Here is a 16,983-nt window from a genome sequence, read left to right on the forward strand (position 1 = left end):
CTGTTAGGAATATGTTCCCAATTACTGGTTAAGGTCTTTCTGGTATATAGTTGATTATTCGTGCCAATACCAACTATCGTACCGTCTGACATTACGGTAATACCTAAGACAGAACCACTGTTAGCAATATGTTCCCAATTACTGGTTAAGGTCTTTCTGGTATATAGTTGATTGTTCATGCCAATACCTATCACACCAGGTATGATTTTCTCACTTGTAGGTTGTATTACTTGTGCAACACCTTTTACCCTGATGGAATAAACGCGATTACTTGAGCCTGAAAAGGCTGTAGCACCAGCACCAGTGTTAGTGAAAAGAACTTTACTAGTTAAATTTCCCAAGTCCGAAGCTTCTTTATCTGTTGTGAGGTTGAAACTTACTGAACCTCCTCCAGGATAATAAATCCCAACAAAGTCACCTTGTTTAACTGTCATGGGTGTAGATAGGGAAAACTGGTTAAGTCCCACCACGGGAGTTTTCATATCACTCTTACCTACTACTGACCAAGAACTACCTTCTTTTCGGTAAATAATCAGTTGTAGAGGAGCTGTTGTATCTGCCCAAATTTCCCAGCCATTAATATCGCCATTAATATTAATGGGATTGTTAGTATCTACTAAATAAAAGTTTGTTCTTGTATCACAAACTCCACGGCTTTTCAGTTCATTTCCACCGATTAAATCGTTGCTCATGTTGATGATCCTTATAATTTTGATCCAAAGTTTTTTGGTTTTTGATTATGATTAATGCAACATCTTCAGCCTGGTTGAAGTATAATGATTTAACACTATACCTTTTGACAATCTGTCTGGTTTTGGGTTGATTTTGTTGGAATTTTGAATCTCATTTCTGTCTTTTAGCCTTCGTGAAACACGATATCAAAAAAAATACATCATGTCAAATTTTTGATATTTAATTAATATAAGTTTACGTATTATTAACTATGAAATCTAACTCAAATTTTTGATTAAAAAAATATTAAATTTTAATTCCTTAAAATAATTGTATTGTATGGAAAATTAAACTTTAAAAATTATTTACAGCACACATTTGATTTAAATAAGGTACACAAGGGCAGGCAGGACTTGTATCTCATTGATATGCAATCTGCTGTATTTAGCTAACATGAATTGATTATTTAAAGGATGTTTGAAAAGTCGGAAAGGATGTAAAAAAGCTCTATTGGTATAAGCTGTGAATAGATATATAGGGGATGCTGAATAAACATGAAAATATTACAGGTAAAGAATTTTAGGCAATTTGAAATGGAAAAAGCCGCGCCTGAGGGCAGGCAGGTACAAGCTTTTATGACTTATGAACTGGAAAACCTTACACTTTGTTGGTTTTTTACCTCGTTTCAAAATCCAAAAAACTCCTTGATATCCTTTAACTCCTGACTCCTTGATAGCGACTTGTACTGAGCCTGTCCTGAGCCTGTCCTGAGCCTGTCCTGAGCCTGTCGAAGGGCGGTGTCGAAGGGCGCAGTCGAAGGGCGCAGTCGAAGTAAGCGTGGCGTTAGCCATACTCCTTAATCTTCACGGAAAGACTTTTATGGCTTACGCTACGCTATCAGCAACCCCTATATAGACATCTAGTGAAAATGAATGTAGAGACAATTCATGAATTGTCCCTACAAGGGTTTCAAATTACGGATATTGAATTACCGGAGATATCTAATAGACAGCAGCGAGAGATTAACATGAATAAAATATACCCGTGACTTAGTTGGGGTTGGTTGAAAAAGTTGAGAAAAAAATTGAGGATAATTAGGTGGTTAGTCAGGCAGGAGATTTTGGTGCAGAAGCTTTAACAAATTCAGCAGTACCTATTAACCCTTTTCCACTACTATGAGCAAGAATGATTTGATTTAGTTGTGAATCAGTTTGTAAATCAGTAATGAAATTACCATTGTTTTGATAAAGGGTTGTGACTCCTGCAAAGAGAGAATGATTGGGATTATTAACTGCTATATTACCAGTAATTGCGTTGTAGATTCCCTGGATTTTCAAACCAAAAGCAGCTAAGAAAGTATTCCAATTATTTGCTTCTGCTTGCGCTCCTCCTTTACCAGTACCAGCACAAAGGTAAACCTTACCTCCATTTTTCACATATTCAATTAAAACTTGGTTCTCTACAAGATCACCACCAATAAAAATCCCGTCATATTTTTGCAGGGTTTCTAGGTTAATAGGAATATTCATTCCCTTAGTCCAAGTATGACCTGCTTTGGTCATTGTTTGTTCCAGAGATGCTCCTGTCAACCCAAAATTATTGGAAAGTACATGAAACTTACCTTTGTTTTCTCCTACAAAATATTTGGCAATATTCAGAGCAAATGTAGCTGCATCAGGTGTAGTTTTGATTCCTTGATCACTTAAAGTCGATTCGTCTGCATTAACGACAATTCTACCTAAAGATTTCAAAACTGGTGTAGTTTCTGGTTTAACTAGAGGGATTTCTTCTTGTTGCCAAACAGCACCATTAATTGTGCCGTTAATGCCGTTACCTGTCTTTTCTTTAACAAGATTGCCCGAACCTTCATTCAAGGGCAAATAAGCAACTAAACCATCTTCCTTCCCAGTCAGATACTGATTCATCTTTGCCTGAATTTCATCCGCTGTCAGAGCTTTATTCCAGACACTAACTTCCGTAATTTGACCAGAATAGAAATATCTTGGATTTGCTTCGGTGGCACCAGCACCGATTCGCAGAGGGCATCGCGTATTCAGTGCATAAACTACATTTTTACTACCAACTTCTTTGCCATCGACATAAAGTTTCAATTGCTTGCCATCAAAGGTACTTGCTATATGAGTCCAGACATTGAGAACTACAGGAATATCTTTATTATTAACAATTTCCCAATCACTTCCGTTACCGACCCAAGCTTGCCATTTATTATTATCTCCTGCATAGATAATGTAACCTGCGGAACCTTTGGAAATATCACGGCTGGTAATTACAGAACGAAAGCGGCCTTGCCCACCGGTAACTTTTACCCAACTGGAAACAGTAAATAAGTTGGGATTAAGTGACTGGTTATAAGGAATTTCTACATAATCATCCTTACCATCAAACATTAATACTGATTGCATATTTTTCTATACCTTTTGGCAATTTGTCTGGTTTTGGGATAATTGTGGCTGAATTTTCAAGCTCATTTTTGGCTTTTTATCTTCGTGAAACACGATATCAAAAAAAATACATCATGTCAAATTTTTGATATTTAATTAATATAAGTTTACGTATTATTAGCAATAATATCTAACTTCACATAATGGCATTTTTGATTAAAAAAAGATTAAATTTTTATTCATTAAACGAATTATATTGTATAAAAATCTATATTAAAAAATACTTTAAATACAGTATTGACATTCCAGTTTCACTACGTAATTATACAAATCTAACAGGCAAATATAAATGCTATGTGAGAAATGTCAGAAATCCCATCTCAAGCAGAACTATACACTACAGGTTTCAGTAGTTGTCTCAACAGCAGGATTCCTTTGTGACAAGTCTTGCTTTGTTCCTTCCTTTGAACACTTGGTCTAATGTGTTAATTTTATATAGCGTTTCCCAGTCTTATGAGGTACACCTTAATTTATTTACTCGCTATAAAATATCAGTTGATAGAAATTTTCCATATTTCACATTCGCTACAACAGCAAAAACAAAAGATAAAATGCACAAACTACTTACATTCAATAACGAAAAACTCTTGCGTCAAGCATTAACCCATCGTTCTTATGTGAACGAAAACCCCGGAGAAGGAGAACACAACGAACGCTTAGAATTTCTCGGAGATGCAATTTTAAACTTTCTCAGTGGACAATATTTATATAATCGTTATCCCGAAAAAGGGGAAGATGAATTAACTCGTCGTCGTTCTGCATTAGTGGAAGAAAAACAACTGGCAAAATTCGCTTTAGAAGTTGGTTTAGATTTGAGAATGCGATTAGGAAAAGGTACAATTAGAGATGGCGGTTATCAAAATCCTAACCTTTTGAGTAGCACCTTTGAAGCTGTAATTGGTGCATATTATTTAGATAATGATTGTAATGTTGAACCTCTCAAAGTCATTCTTGAACCATTATTTGATTCTGTATCAGAAGATGTGGTAGAACCGAGATCAAATGTAGATTCAAAAAACAGATTACAAGAGTTAACCCAAGCTCAAGGTATCCAAGAACCTCCTAAATATGTCACAGAAAAAGCCGGAGGTCCAGATCATGCACCAGAATTTATTTCCAAAGTATTTGTAGATGGTAAAGAGTTGGGAGAAGGAAGAGGCAAGAGTAAAAAAGAAGCAGAAAAAGCTGCGGCTGAGGATGCGTTAGCTAAATTGAAAAAACGAGATTTATTGTAAGAATTTAGGAATGATAATGTTTTCTTGCTAATCTGACAATCTATATTTAATGTACTGTGCAAAATCAATTAAATCGCTTGATCTCAGTAGTTAAGTAACTAATTTTTAGTTTAGATACTGATGTTATTACTGTATATCAATGCTAAATTTTTGCTGTTACTATTAATTATGAGTAAGTCAGCCTAATCCAACGCACCAGAGTCAATAGCGTTGGAACGGAGGAACCAAGTTTTGGGGCGTATTTTTGTAGCGATTGGTTAATAAATTTCTAAATTTATGTTAAAAAGCAGCCAAAATCCTGCAAAAAGGGGTATCTCTCAACCCTAGTCCGTCAGCTAACTTCGTAGGCATTGAGAGGGGACTGAAGAGACAGCATTTGATAATGTTTTGATCTCATCAGTGTCCAAGGCTGGTACTGCTCAGATTCAGTGTATCTGTACTGAACTCTGTTGAGGTTACAATATGATTTTACAACTGAATTTAGCTGCAATTTTTGCTGTGGCTGGACAATTGGCGTGGAAAAAAGCAAAACCTGTCATTTTTCGTGATGAGTTCTTATTGCCCGTTGTGGGTTTTTCAGGAATAATTTTACTCTGGTGGGTAATAGCATTTGCTAATCATGAATTAATGCCTACACCACCTGAAGCTTTAATTGCCAATCTTGACTACATTTTAAATCCCTTTTATGAACGAGGACCCGGTAATTTAGGAATTGGTTGGTTACTATTAGCAAGTTTACGCCGGGTAATATTAGGTTTTGGTTTAGGTGCATTAGTAGCAATTCCCTGTGGGTTTTTAATAGGGATGTCTAGACCAGCAATGCTGGCTTTTAATCCCATCATTCAAATATTTAAACCTGTTTCACCCCTAGCTTGGTTGCCTATCTCCTTAGCTATTTTCAATTTGGCAGATCCTTCAGCTATTTTTGTGATTTTCATTACTTCCCTTTGGCCGACTATGATTAATACTGCCTTGGGAGTTTCTAGCGTACCCAAAGATTATATAGATGTGGCACAGGTGTTAGAAATGCCACGTTGGCGGCAGATTATTAAAATTATTTGGCCTGCCAGTTTGCCTTATATTTTCACAGGTTTAAGGATTAGTTTAGGTATTGCTTGGCTGGTAATTGTGGCTGTAGAAATGTTAACAGGTGGTATTGGAATTGGGTTTTTTGTTTGGGACGAATGGAGTCGTTTAAATCTCAGTTCTGTATTTTTGGCGGTGTTTGTAATTGGTTTAACTGGTTTAGTTTTAGATTACGCGGTGGGTAAACTTCAAGAATTTGTTACCCATCGTCCAGGAAGTGTGAAGTAAACAGGGAAAACGTCAACAATTTAGTTACAGCTATGACAGGCAAGATGCCTGTTCCACATTGAGAGATAAAACTGATACCAATTTGCAAAATGATGTCAAAAGATGGAAGCTGACAAAGCTTATCCATTGAATTTTTCATCATCTAAAATCTAAAATTCAAAATTGTAGACAATTATGAGTGAAAATAATTGGACTCGCAGAGATTTTATCAAGGGAATAGGTTTAACGACTGCGGGAATAGCGTTGTCATCCTGTGCTGTTTCTGGAGATAGGTCTGCTAAAGGACTGACAGAAGAAGCTTTAGCTGTAGAACCAGTAGTTAAACCTCAAGAATTAGAAAAACCTGATCTTATTATTGGTTATGTTCCTGTTAATGATTGTGCGCCATTTGCGATCGCCTGGAAAAAAGGTTTCTTCCGCAAATATGGCTTAAATGTCAAACTCAACCGCGAAGCTAGTTGGGCAAACTCCCGCGACGGGTTAATATTTGGTCGTCTCGACGCTTCCCCCGTCGTCTCTGGTGCAGTCACTAACGCTCGAATAGGTGCAGAAGGTGCGCGTCATGCCCCCCTATGTGCAGCTATGACCATACACCGACATGGTAACGCCATGACCATGAATAAAGATATGTGGGACTTTGGTATACGTCCTTGGTATGAATATCAGCAACAATACGGTGATGGGGCATTAGAAGCATTTGGGCGAGATTTTCGAGGTTATTTTCACCAACAACCCCCAGAAAAGAAGGTTTGGGCAGTAGTTCTGAGTTCTGCTATTTATGAATACTTTGCTCGCTATCTTGCTGCTGCTGCTGGTGTTGACCCATTTAAAGAATTTCGCATCATTATTACTCCCCCACCGCAAATGGTGACAAATATGAGAATTGGGGCAATGCAAGCATACATGGTAGCCGAACCTTGGAACACCAGAGCAATTACAGGTAACGAAGGTATTGGTTTTACATTCGCTCAAGGTAAAGAAATTTGGTACGGACACCCAGACAGACTATTAGGAGTAATGGAATCTTTTATAGTCAATTATCCCAAAACTTACCGCTCTTTAGTGAAGGCGATGATTGAAGCTTGTCAGTATTGCAGTAAACCCGAAAACCGCCAAGAAGTAGCCGAATTATTAACAGATCGTTCTTTTACTGGTGCAAAACCAAAAAAGCAAGATGCGCCCATTAGCAAATTGACTGCTCCAGGAATTATTGGTAATTACAACTATGGTGGTTTTGATGGTAAAGACCGCACAATCAAAGCTGAAGATACCACAATTTTTTATGATCTGCCTGATAACGTTCCTCAAGAACCAGGAGAACATTCCACCTTTTTATGGCGTTCTCGGAGTATTTGGTTAATGACTCAAGCAGCACGCTGGGGACAAATTAAAGAAATCCCTAAAAACGCTGAACAAGTAGCCGAAAAAGGTTGGAGAACAGATTTATATCGAGAGATAGCCACAGAAATGGGGATTCCATGTCCCAAGGATGATTATAAAGTTGAACCCCCAGAAGTATTCATAGATAAAAAAGGCTTTGATCCCAGTGATCCTGTCGGTTATCTCAATAGTTTTGCTATCAAAGCAAATGCTCCCATTCGTTTCTTCATGTCTTAATTTTCACGACAAACTATTAACTAATTCAGGAGAATTTAATCATGAGATATACTTCCTTAGAAAATGATAATTTTCAACAAGTTCAGCCCCGTCACGGATTTTTAGAAATTGAAAATTTAGTGAAGTCTTATCCCACAGCAGATAAAGGAGAGTTTGTTGTTTTAGATGGCGTTAATTTGACAATTGGTGAAGATGAATTTATTTCTGTAATTGGTCATTCTGGTTGTGGTAAATCAACATTACTAAAAATTATTGGCGGTTTTGAAAGAGCTACATCAGGTTCAGTTCGCTTAGATGGTAAAGAAATCCGCAAACCAGGTGCAGATAGAATGATGGTTTTTCAAAATTATTCCTTGTTACCGTGGTTAACTGTGCGGGAAAATATCCGTTTAGCTGTGGATGAAGTGCTAAAAAGTGCAAATCGTGCCGAAAAAATTAGCATTGTGAATGAACACTTGGCAATGGTAAACTTAACGGCAGCCGCAGATAAATATCCCGATGAAATTTCTGGAGGTATGAAACAAAGGGTGGGTATTGCTAGAGCTTTAGCAATTCGTCCGAAAATGTTATTAATGGATGAACCATTTGGAGCTTTAGATGCTTTAACTCGTGGAAAATTGCAGCGTCAGGTATTAGATATCTGGGAAAATCATCGTCAAGCAGTCATGATGATTACCCATGATGTAGATGAGGCAATTTATATGTCCGATCGCATTGTTTTAATGACCAATGGACCATGCGCCACTATCGGAGAAATTCTCAAAGTTCCGTTTAAACGTCCACGCGATCGCAGTGCGATCCGCAATTCTAAAGAATACTTTGAATTACGCAACCACGCCTTGAATTTTTTAGACCGTTACTTTACTTCAGAGGAGTAAAATAAATTATTATTTCCTGGGTATACAAATTCAGAAATATAAGCTACAATTCAAAAAGTAGAAATTTAAAATTTTGAACATTTAAAATTTTGAACATTTAAAATTTTGAATTTCTACTTTTAACGTCAGTATTCAGGATTGAGGCATCAGTATTTCAGAATATTTGATAAATCGGTAGATGATCAAATACAGATTTTGGGCGTAACCATTAAAAAGCTGACTGCTGATTACTGATCGCTGAATGCTTATCTGTGGGTAGCCTAATTCAAATTCATGAAAGCTGGATTTGAAGCGGAGGAACCAAATAATTGGGGCGAATCTTAATTGAAAGACACCTTCCAGTCTTAGCCCGTCAGCTAACTCCGTCGGCAATGGAAGGAACTCCCAAAACCTTGGCTGTAATACCAGTTGTTATTGGGTTTTCCTTAATCAATCTGCGATTTTAGTCAATGATTTTGGATGAACTAGGAATGTAAGAATTAACGAGTCAGAAATCAGAATCCTTGATTAGTCATTTGGTGATAAAATGGTGGTTTTTCATGGTGCGTTTAAAAAAGCTGATTACTGATAGCGGAATACTTACTTATGAATCCAAAATCTAAAATCTAAAATCTAAAATTGGCATCCCTGCTTCTCATTCATCATTCGTTTCAAGGGAGAGAAGTTAAAGCTGTGAAAATCAAGCCATTGTTAGCACGTTTGCAAGGTGCTATTGGTCGCCATGACCTGATTGAGCAAATGGTATTACTACCTGCTCCAAAAAAATGCCTGAGTGAGAAAAATTCACTGGTAAAATCCATCAAGTTAATTGTTGGTTATGATGGTTCTCCTAATAGTCATACAGCCTTAGATATTGCTTTTTGTATTGCACATCAAACCCATTTAGCAAGCAATATTCAAGTCAATGTTCAGGCTGTTTATGTGTTAGAAGAACAGGCAAGTATTTCTGATTATCATAAATTCAATTATCCACCAAATTGGGCTGGTTTGACACATCAATATTTTGAGTTAAGCCAATCAACAACAATGGTGTTAACGCCATCAAAACCTCAGTTACTTACCACTTCAGCACCGGAAAAAGCAGATAAAATTCTTTGGCAAGCCAAAAATTTAGCCCAAGAATGGCAGAGTGATTTTAAATCTCATCTACGATTTGGTAACTTATCTAATGAACTGAAAAAAGTTGTAGAATTAGAAACTGCTGATGCTCTAGTTTTAGGTTGTCAATCTATCAATCATCCTGTGATTGAAAGTTTAGATCCTCATTTTCCCTGTGCTGTTTTGGGTATTCCTCGGTGTCTTGATTAATCACCTAATAATTACTTAATACATTTTTAATGCCCATGCACCAATAATCAACTATTAAGTCGCCTATAGTTACATATAGGTGGCTTTTTCGATCTTTTTCACACAATAAAAAACAATCACATTATCAGGGAAGATGATATGGAAAACTGGCAAGCTGTTTTCAGCGTTATCACATTTATCACCGTCATTGTGGTAATCATGACGGAATGGATTGATCTAATGGTAGCTGCTTTTTTGGGAGCATTAATATTAGTCTTTGCTAATATCATGACTTTACCAGAAGCCGTTAGTTATATTGGTAAAAGTCATGGAACTTTGGGTTTATTTTTTGGTGTGATGGTATTAGTAAGAGCATTTGAACCGACTAATATCTTTAGTTATATAGCTACACAAATAGTCATTCTTGCTCAAGGAAGTGGCAAAAAATTACTATTAGGTATTGTGGCATTAGTTACGCCAATTTGTGCTGTTTTACCTAATGCTACTACAGTCATGTTATTAGCTCCATTAATTCCGCCAATAGCAGAAGAAATAGGAGTTAATTTTGTCCCTTTATTAATTTTGATGGTGTTTGTTGCTAATAGTGCGGGATTATTAACTTTAGTAGGAGATCCAGCCACATTTATTGTAGGTGATGCTGTCAATATTAGCTTCATAGATTATTTAGGGAAATTAAGTTTAGGAGGAGTAATTGCTGTTTTGACTGTTGTAGTAACATTACCAATTTTATTTAGAAAAATTTGGCATAAAAACTTAGATGATTTAGCAGAATTACCCCATCCCCAAATCAATCATCCACGAGTTTTAATAGTAGGGGGAGTGATAGTAGCTTTTGTGTTAACATTTTTTGTAATTGGTGAATCTTTACCAATACCGATTTCCCCTGCGGCAGTGGCTTTGTTAGGTGCTGCTTTAGCTTTATTACTGGCACACAAAAGCAGAATTGATTCAGTTCATAATATTTTGCGAGATGTAGATTGGAGTACCTTAATATTTTTTATGAGCATTTTTGTCCTGATCGGAGGACTGGATAAAACAGGTGTGATTAAGAGTTTATCAGGTGTTTTAGGGCTGATTTTAGGTAAAAATATTTTGCTAGGTTCTGTACTTTTGTTATTTGTAGTAGGAATCTTATCAAGTGTTGTACCGAATATTCCTTTAGTTGTGGCAATGGTTCCTTTGTTGAAACAATATCTTGTGAATGTGGGATTAGCACCAGCAGAAGTTTTATCACCAGATTTTCAAGGACAGTTTCCCCCAGAAGTTTTACCACTGTTTTATGCCATGATGTTTGGCGCAACTTTGGGGGGAAATGGCACATTGGTGGGAGCATCTTCTAATATTGTTGCTGCTGGTATTGCTGAACAGCATGGTAGAAGAATTTCTTTTAAGACTTTTTTACATTATGGTATTCCTGTTACCTTATTGCAGCTGATAACTTCAGCTTTGTATGTGTTGGTGCGTTTTTTACTTTAAACATAAAACAAAATGCTCGAAAAATATAGTGTTCCGATTTGATTTATAAATTTTCCGTGGAGGCAGGGAATAGGGAATAGGGAATAGGGAATAGGGTTTTAGATGATTTGGGTGTACGGAGTTTTTTCAAAAATCAAATAGGAGTCCTATAGATCCCTAACTTCTTTGAGAAGTCAGGGATTTAGGTGTTACAAGATAGGGGAGATGGGGAGGAAAATTTTAGATTTTAGATTTTTTAGATTTTAGATTGGAGATGACAAAAACAATCCCTGCGGGTTCAGCAGTTGCTCATGTGGGAAACCCCCAAGGCCGCACTGCTTCACCAAAATCCAAAATCCAAAATAAATAACTCCTGACTCCTGACTCCTGACTCCTGGATCTCCTTTCTGATCTGACGTTAATATCTCAAGATGTGTAAAATGTCACGAAGAACGCTATAACCAGCTAAATCCCAAAGTAGATAAGCTAAAAATCCAATCATTGCCAAGCGTCCATTCCACAATTCTGCTTGAGGATTCCAACCAAAAATAAAGGCATTACGATCTACACCATTATAAGCTTTAGCAACGGGTGGTATATCAGTAGATGAGCGAGTTTCCATTTTTTACCTCCAAATTTCAACAAGTTTCACAAGTTTCACAAGTTTCACAAGTTTCACAAGTTTCAAGTTTAATGTTTTGAATCTTTTGTTCACTTTTTTTATGCTTAACTTTAATGTAGCTTTTACACACACAGTTGTTTTATGCCTATAGGTACAAACTATAGGCACTTCTTAGGGACGATAATTTAAAAGCTATTTACCCAGACAAATCTACCCTGAGATGGTGAAAAAAATTTTTAATTTAATTTAAATAAACGTAAACCAGCTTTCAAAAATTGAATTACTACAATCCAAGCAAAAAAATGTTCACCTAAAGAATAGCAGTATTGATATTAATAAATCAGCTATTTTTTATATAAATTTACAATAATAAAATCATCAACTTCTATCTAACGTTACATAAGGCTTTCCCACTTGAGATGGATGCTAAGATCCCCTAATTTCTTGGATTCTGAAGGTTGGACAAGTTGAATATTTACATCCAGCAGTGGTCATTAGTGAGGCAGTCAAACCCTTATGTTGCATAGCTTTGTAATTATAGCAGGAGTCGTAGGGGCGAAGCATTCGGAAAATATCCTTTGGGAGATACCGATCATTAATCGCTCGAATGCTTCGCCCTTTTCATAAAATTGATAATTTATCGCCCTGTAAGGGCGAAGCATTCGGAAAATATCCTTTGGGAGATACCGATCATTAATCGCTCGAATGCTTCGCCCTTTTCATAAAATTGATAATTTATCGCCCTGTAAGGGCGAAGCATTCGGAAAATATCCTTTGGGAAATACCGATCATTAATCGCTCGAATGCTTCGCCCCTACTTCGCCCGTACAGGAGTCAGGAGTAAAACACTAACTTGGCAGTGCAAATTTAAATTAAACTTAAAATTAAACTTAGAGGTAGGAAATAGAAATGATGCAGGAACTATACAAACACTTATTGTGGATAGCACAAGTACCTGTAACTACTCCCAACGTCACACCAGCACAGGCTTCGATTCTCACATCGGGTCCGCGCTTTTTTGTGGCTTTAATTTCTGGAGTAATTCTCGCCTTTGCCTTTCAATTAGTGTTAACTAATCTCTCAATTGCTGCGGGTATTTCCTATTTAGGACATCCTTCAGAATCTCAGGAAATTGAAAGTTTTGGTGGCACAATTCGCAAAATTGGCACGAGGTTGGGAATTTGGACATTAGTTACAGTCACAATTGCTTTATTCATCGCTTGTTTCTTAGCTGTAAAATTGAGTTTATTAATTTTAGATCCGGGATTAGGAGCAATTTTAGGTTTAGTCATTTGGGGAGCGTATTTTCTATTACTAATGTGGGTAAGTTCAACTACAGTTGGTTCTTTAATAGGTTCGGTTGTGAATACGGCTACTGCCAGTTTTCAGGCGATTATGGGTACAGCTACAGCTGCATTAGGCGCTAGGTCTGTAAATCAGCAAGTGGTAGCTACTGCGGAAGCGGCTGCCTCGGCGGTGCGTCGGGAATTAGGAAGCGCCATTCCCCCCGCAAGTATTCGCCAAAACGTAGAACATTACATAGAAAAACTACGTCCCCCAGAACTTGATATATTGCAGATTCGGGATGAGTTTAAAAGCTTACTTAATGAACCACAATTTAAAGCGATCGCCACCAGTCCAGACTTGGGAAAAATCGACCGTCAACAGTTTGTTGATTTAGTTAACAGTCGCACCGATTTATCCCAACGAGAAGTTAACCGCATTGCTGACGCTTTACAAAATGTTTGGGAACAAGTAGTGAGTCAACAAAAACCTACGAAAGAAAGTTTAGGTGAGTTGGTAAACTATCTGAAATCCCTTCCTCCGGGACAAACCAAAACCGATGAACTTAACGCCAAACTTGACCAATTAATTGCTGAAATTCACTCTACCAAAGAAACAGAACAAAAACCAGGAATGATGCAACAAGCAATATCAGCACTGACTGGGGTAGTGTTAGGTAGGGCAGATTTGTCTGATTTAGATGTAGAAAAAATTTGGCGTTCCTTAAATACTGCTAGAGAAAAAGTCATAGAACAAGTTACAGAACAACCTTATAATCCCATTCGTGCAGATATTGACAACTACTTACTTAACTCTTATCCTTGGCAACTCAGTCAAGAAAGAATTGCCCAAGAATTTCGAGATGTGATTTATGATCCTGCGGCTGATCCTGGGGTAACACGTAGGGAATTAGAGCAAATTAACCGTCAAGATTTTATCAATATTTTGCAAGCTAAGGGATTATTAGCTCAAGCACAAATTTACCAAATTGCTGATCAATTGGTAATGGTGCGGGATGAGGTTTTGGTAATAGTAACAGCGCAGGAAGAAAGAGAAATTGTCCAAGATTTGCAAAGACGAGTGGAAAGTTATTTACTGGTGACTCCGAAAGCAGATTTAACATCAGCAGGAATTGAGAATAATTTTAAACCGCTGTTGGCAGATCCAGAAGCAGATTATCAAACTTTATCCCGACGACTGGCACAAGTTGAACGGGAAGAAATGGCTGAGATTCTGTTAGCACGCAATGATATTCAAGAACGAGATTTAGATCCGATTTTAGATGAATTGGAAATGCAGCGCGATCGCGTGTTGGTAGAATCTTTAGGACTGGCACAACAGGCACAACATCAAGCGGAAACTCTCTGGTTAAATGTGGAATCATATCTGCGAAATACAGGCAAAGAACAATTAAACCCTGATGCTATTCGCGCTGATTTAAAACGACTTTTAGAAGATCCCCAAGCGGGAATTTTAGCCATTCGGGCGCGGTTATCTCGCTTTGATAAAGATACTTTGGTGCAATTATTAAGTCAACGTCAAGATTTAACAGAAGCACAAGTTCATCAAATTATTGATGTAGTAGAAGAATCATGGCATAGCATCCGCCACATACCGCAATTTGTCGGGGAAAAAGCCAGAGAACAATATGATTCTGTCACCACGACTATTGCAGATTACCTGCGAAATACTGGTAAGGAAGAATTGAATCCTGAAGGTATTCAACGAGATTTCACAAGGTTGTTTGAAAACCCTAGAGAGGGTGTTATGGTATTGCGTCGCCGATTATCGCGGATTGATAGAGATACTTTGGTGAAATTGTTAAGTCAACGTCAAGACTTGAGTGAGGAACAAGTTAATCAAATCATTGATACTGTGCAGACATCAATTAGAAATATAGTCCGTGCGCCCCGTCGGTTAGCGACAAGAACACAACAAAGAATGCAAAATTTTCAAACTTATTTGCAGGAGTATTTACGACATACGGGTAAAGAGGAATTGCACCCAGAAGGAATTAAAAGAGATTTGCATTTATTGTTGCATGATCCCAGAGTGGGGATGGAAAGTTTCAGCGATCGCCTTTCCCATTTCGATAGAGAAACAATTATCGCTTTGTTGAAAATTCGGGAAGATATTACTGATGAAGAAGCAGCGAGAATTGCTGATAATATGATCTCAGTGCGTGAACAATTTGTAGAACAGGTGCGGGGTATTCAAAGAAGGATTCAAGATGCAATTGAAGGCATTTTTGCCAGGATTCGTAATTATCTTAATTCTCTAGAACGTCCAGAATTGAATTATGAAGGAATACAGCATGATATCCGTCAATTATTTGAAGATCCTCAAGCTGGGTTTGAAGCATTGCGCGATCGCTTGTCTCATTTCAATCGTGAAACTTTAGTAGCTATTTTCAGTTCCCGTGAAGATATTTCTGAGGCAGATGTTAACCGCATTATTGACAGAATAGAACACGCTCGGAATATGGTTTTACAAAGAGCAGAACAGCTACAACATGAAGCACAACATCGGCTAGAACAGGTAAAACATCAAGCACAACGTCAAGCAGAAGAAACCCGCAAAGCTGCTGCTAATGCTGCTTGGTGGTTGTTTGCGACGGCGGTTGTTTCTGGTATTTCTGCGGCTTTAGGCGGATCAATTGCTGTTGTGCTGGTTTAGGTTTTTCAATAATGGACAATTACCTGTACCTGAAAATCCGAGGATTAAAAAAGCTAAATTTTCTGCTTTTTTTACTTGAAAGGGGAGGTTTGAAACCGTTCGGCAGTTCGACAGACTCACTGACCACTGACGCTCACGGCGGAAGCCTTGAATAAAACAATTATCAATTATCAATTATCAATTATCAATTGATAAGTTGTCTTTAGCCTCCCAACAGGGGGGTTTTTTTTGACTAATAATTCAATAATGAAGGCGATCGCTAATTAACATTTACAGGATTTTCCTCATCTTCTGCCCAATTTATTGGATTGTTGACAATGTACTGACGAATATTTTGTAATTCTTCCTCATTACGAATAATATGTTCATGAAAATTACGTTGCCAAATCACATTTCCTTGAGCTTTATTGATGCGATTCACCCGCCTTGTAGAAACAGATTTATAATTTTGAATTATTGCTGCCAAAGATTGTGGTTTTGTGCCATTAATTTTCACCTGTTTAATTCCAGGGACTGTAGGGGCGAAGCATTGGCTCGATAAATTTTGTTGTTGTTGATAATTGAAATTTGCCAATGCTTCGCCCTTCCCATCAGAAAACGATTGTGAAAAATCTTGCTTTGCCAATGCTTCTCCCTTCCCATCAGAAAACGATTGTGAAAAATCTTGCTTTGCTTCACTTTTAACTATGATAATAATTCCATGTACATGATTGGGCATGATCAGAAATTCATCTAACTCTACACTTTGAAAATGCCGAGGAATAGATAACCAACAACCCCTTGCTACCTCACCATTTGTATTTAATTTCATTTCACCATCGACAATTTCACCAAATAAACAATTACGGTGATGGGTGCAAATAGTGACAAAATATGCTCCTATTTGAGAATAGTTATATCCTTTTAATCGGATGGAACGACGGTGGTGAATTTCGGGATTATAAGGCATAAATTAAATTCCTGTTAATAGCGTCATGGTTATGGGGAAGGGTGAAGCATTCGCTAATATAGGTTATCTGTTTGTTGTCTATTTTTACCATGCGAATGCTTCACCCCTACAGAATTATATAATGTGGTGCGATCGCTCAATTAATATAATTTTCATTGTCCCATTTGTAGGGGCAAAGCATTGGCTCAAACATCTTTATTGATTTCGATAATGTAAAATTGCCAATGCTTTGCCCTCTTCTGTTAAACCCCATAGTGGAACAGGGTGAAGCATTCGCTAATATAGGTTATCTGTTTGTTGTCTATTTTTACCATGCGAATGCTTCACCCCTACAGGATTATATAATGTGGTGCGATCGCTCAATTAATATAATTTTCATTGTCCCATTTGTAGGGGCAAAGCATTGGCTCAAACATCTTTATTGATTTCGATAATGTAAAATTGCCAATGCTTTGCCCTCTTCTGTTAAACTGTCTGTTTGTTGTCTATTTTTACCATGGGAATGATTCAC

11 protein-coding genes and 2 riboswitches are annotated in these 16,983 nt (G+C 37.4%); of the genes, 7 read left to right on the forward strand and 4 right to left on the reverse strand.

Annotated features, from left to right (window positions below; genetic code table 11):
* Together PN497_RS08055 and PN497_RS08060 are read right to left on the reverse strand one after the other, a co-directional pair.
* On the reverse strand, positions 1 to 692 hold a 692-nt coding region (locus tag PN497_RS08055), incomplete at its 3' end, for a hypothetical protein (RefSeq protein WP_272109896.1).
* A gap of 1,086 nt (positions 693 to 1,778) precedes the next feature.
* Entirely contained in the window at positions 1,779 to 3,095 is a 1,317-nt protein-coding gene (locus tag PN497_RS08060) for a LamG domain-containing protein (protein WP_096568751.1), read from the reverse strand.
* 590 nt (positions 3,096 to 3,685) lie between these two features.
* Here PN497_RS08060 and rnc point away from each other — a divergent pair.
* From rnc to PN497_RS08090, 6 genes are all read left to right on the forward strand, one after another.
* A complete protein-coding gene (gene rnc, locus PN497_RS08065) occupies positions 3,686 to 4,369 on the forward strand; it encodes a ribonuclease III (RefSeq protein WP_096572708.1) in 684 nt (227 codons plus the stop codon).
* A 169-nt stretch (positions 4,370 to 4,538) separates the two neighbouring features.
* A riboswitch (cyclic di-AMP (ydaO/yuaA leader) is annotated at positions 4,539 to 4,733 on the forward strand.
* Positions 4,734 to 4,831: 98 nt separating this feature from the next.
* Positions 4,832 to 5,683, forward strand: coding sequence for a nitrate ABC transporter permease (gene ntrB, locus PN497_RS08070; protein ID WP_096568748.1), 852 nt, complete (start codon positions 4,832 to 4,834; stop codon positions 5,681 to 5,683).
* Between the two features lie 174 nt (positions 5,684 to 5,857).
* Positions 5,858 to 7,300, forward strand: a complete 1,443-nt coding sequence (locus PN497_RS08075; protein ID WP_096568745.1) for an ABC transporter substrate-binding protein — start codon at positions 5,858 to 5,860, stop codon at positions 7,298 to 7,300.
* A gap of 41 nt (positions 7,301 to 7,341) precedes the next feature.
* Positions 7,342 to 8,178 carry an ABC transporter ATP-binding protein gene (locus PN497_RS08080; protein WP_096568742.1) on the forward strand — a complete coding sequence of 279 codons (837 nt, stop codon included), beginning with the start codon at positions 7,342 to 7,344 and terminating at the stop codon, positions 8,176 to 8,178.
* A 247-nt stretch (positions 8,179 to 8,425) separates the two neighbouring features.
* A riboswitch (cyclic di-AMP (ydaO/yuaA leader) is annotated at positions 8,426 to 8,561 on the forward strand.
* Between the two features lie 235 nt (positions 8,562 to 8,796).
* On the forward strand, positions 8,797 to 9,486 hold the full coding sequence (locus tag PN497_RS08085; protein WP_272109897.1) for a universal stress protein: 690 nt from the start codon (positions 8,797 to 8,799) through the stop codon (positions 9,484 to 9,486).
* Between the two features lie 138 nt (positions 9,487 to 9,624).
* Positions 9,625 to 10,962, forward strand: a complete 1,338-nt coding sequence (locus PN497_RS08090; RefSeq protein ID WP_096568735.1) for an ArsB/NhaD family transporter — start codon at positions 9,625 to 9,627, stop codon at positions 10,960 to 10,962.
* A 397-nt stretch (positions 10,963 to 11,359) separates the two neighbouring features.
* Here the strand turns inward: PN497_RS08090 and PN497_RS08095 are convergent, their stop codons facing one another.
* Positions 11,360 to 11,563: a chlorophyll a/b-binding protein gene (locus PN497_RS08095; protein WP_096568732.1), complete on the reverse strand. Its 204-nt coding sequence runs from the start codon at positions 11,561 to 11,563 to the stop codon at positions 11,360 to 11,362.
* A 912-nt stretch (positions 11,564 to 12,475) separates the two neighbouring features.
* Here PN497_RS08095 and PN497_RS08100 point away from each other — a divergent pair.
* A complete protein-coding gene (locus PN497_RS08100) occupies positions 12,476 to 15,523 on the forward strand; it encodes a YrzE family protein (RefSeq protein ID WP_096568730.1) in 3,048 nt (1,015 codons plus the stop codon).
* 259 nt (positions 15,524 to 15,782) lie between these two features.
* Here the strand turns inward: PN497_RS08100 and PN497_RS08105 are convergent, their stop codons facing one another.
* Positions 15,783 to 16,472 (reverse strand): transposase, encoded by a 690-nt coding sequence (locus tag PN497_RS08105; RefSeq protein WP_096568727.1) that lies wholly within the window; start codon positions 16,470 to 16,472, stop codon positions 15,783 to 15,785.
* Positions 16,473 to 16,983: the final 511 nt, after the last annotated feature.

This window comes from Sphaerospermopsis kisseleviana CS-549 (assembly GCF_028329225.1).
In the GTDB taxonomy this organism is placed as follows: domain Bacteria; phylum Cyanobacteriota; class Cyanobacteriia; order Cyanobacteriales; family Nostocaceae; genus Sphaerospermopsis; species Sphaerospermopsis kisseleviana.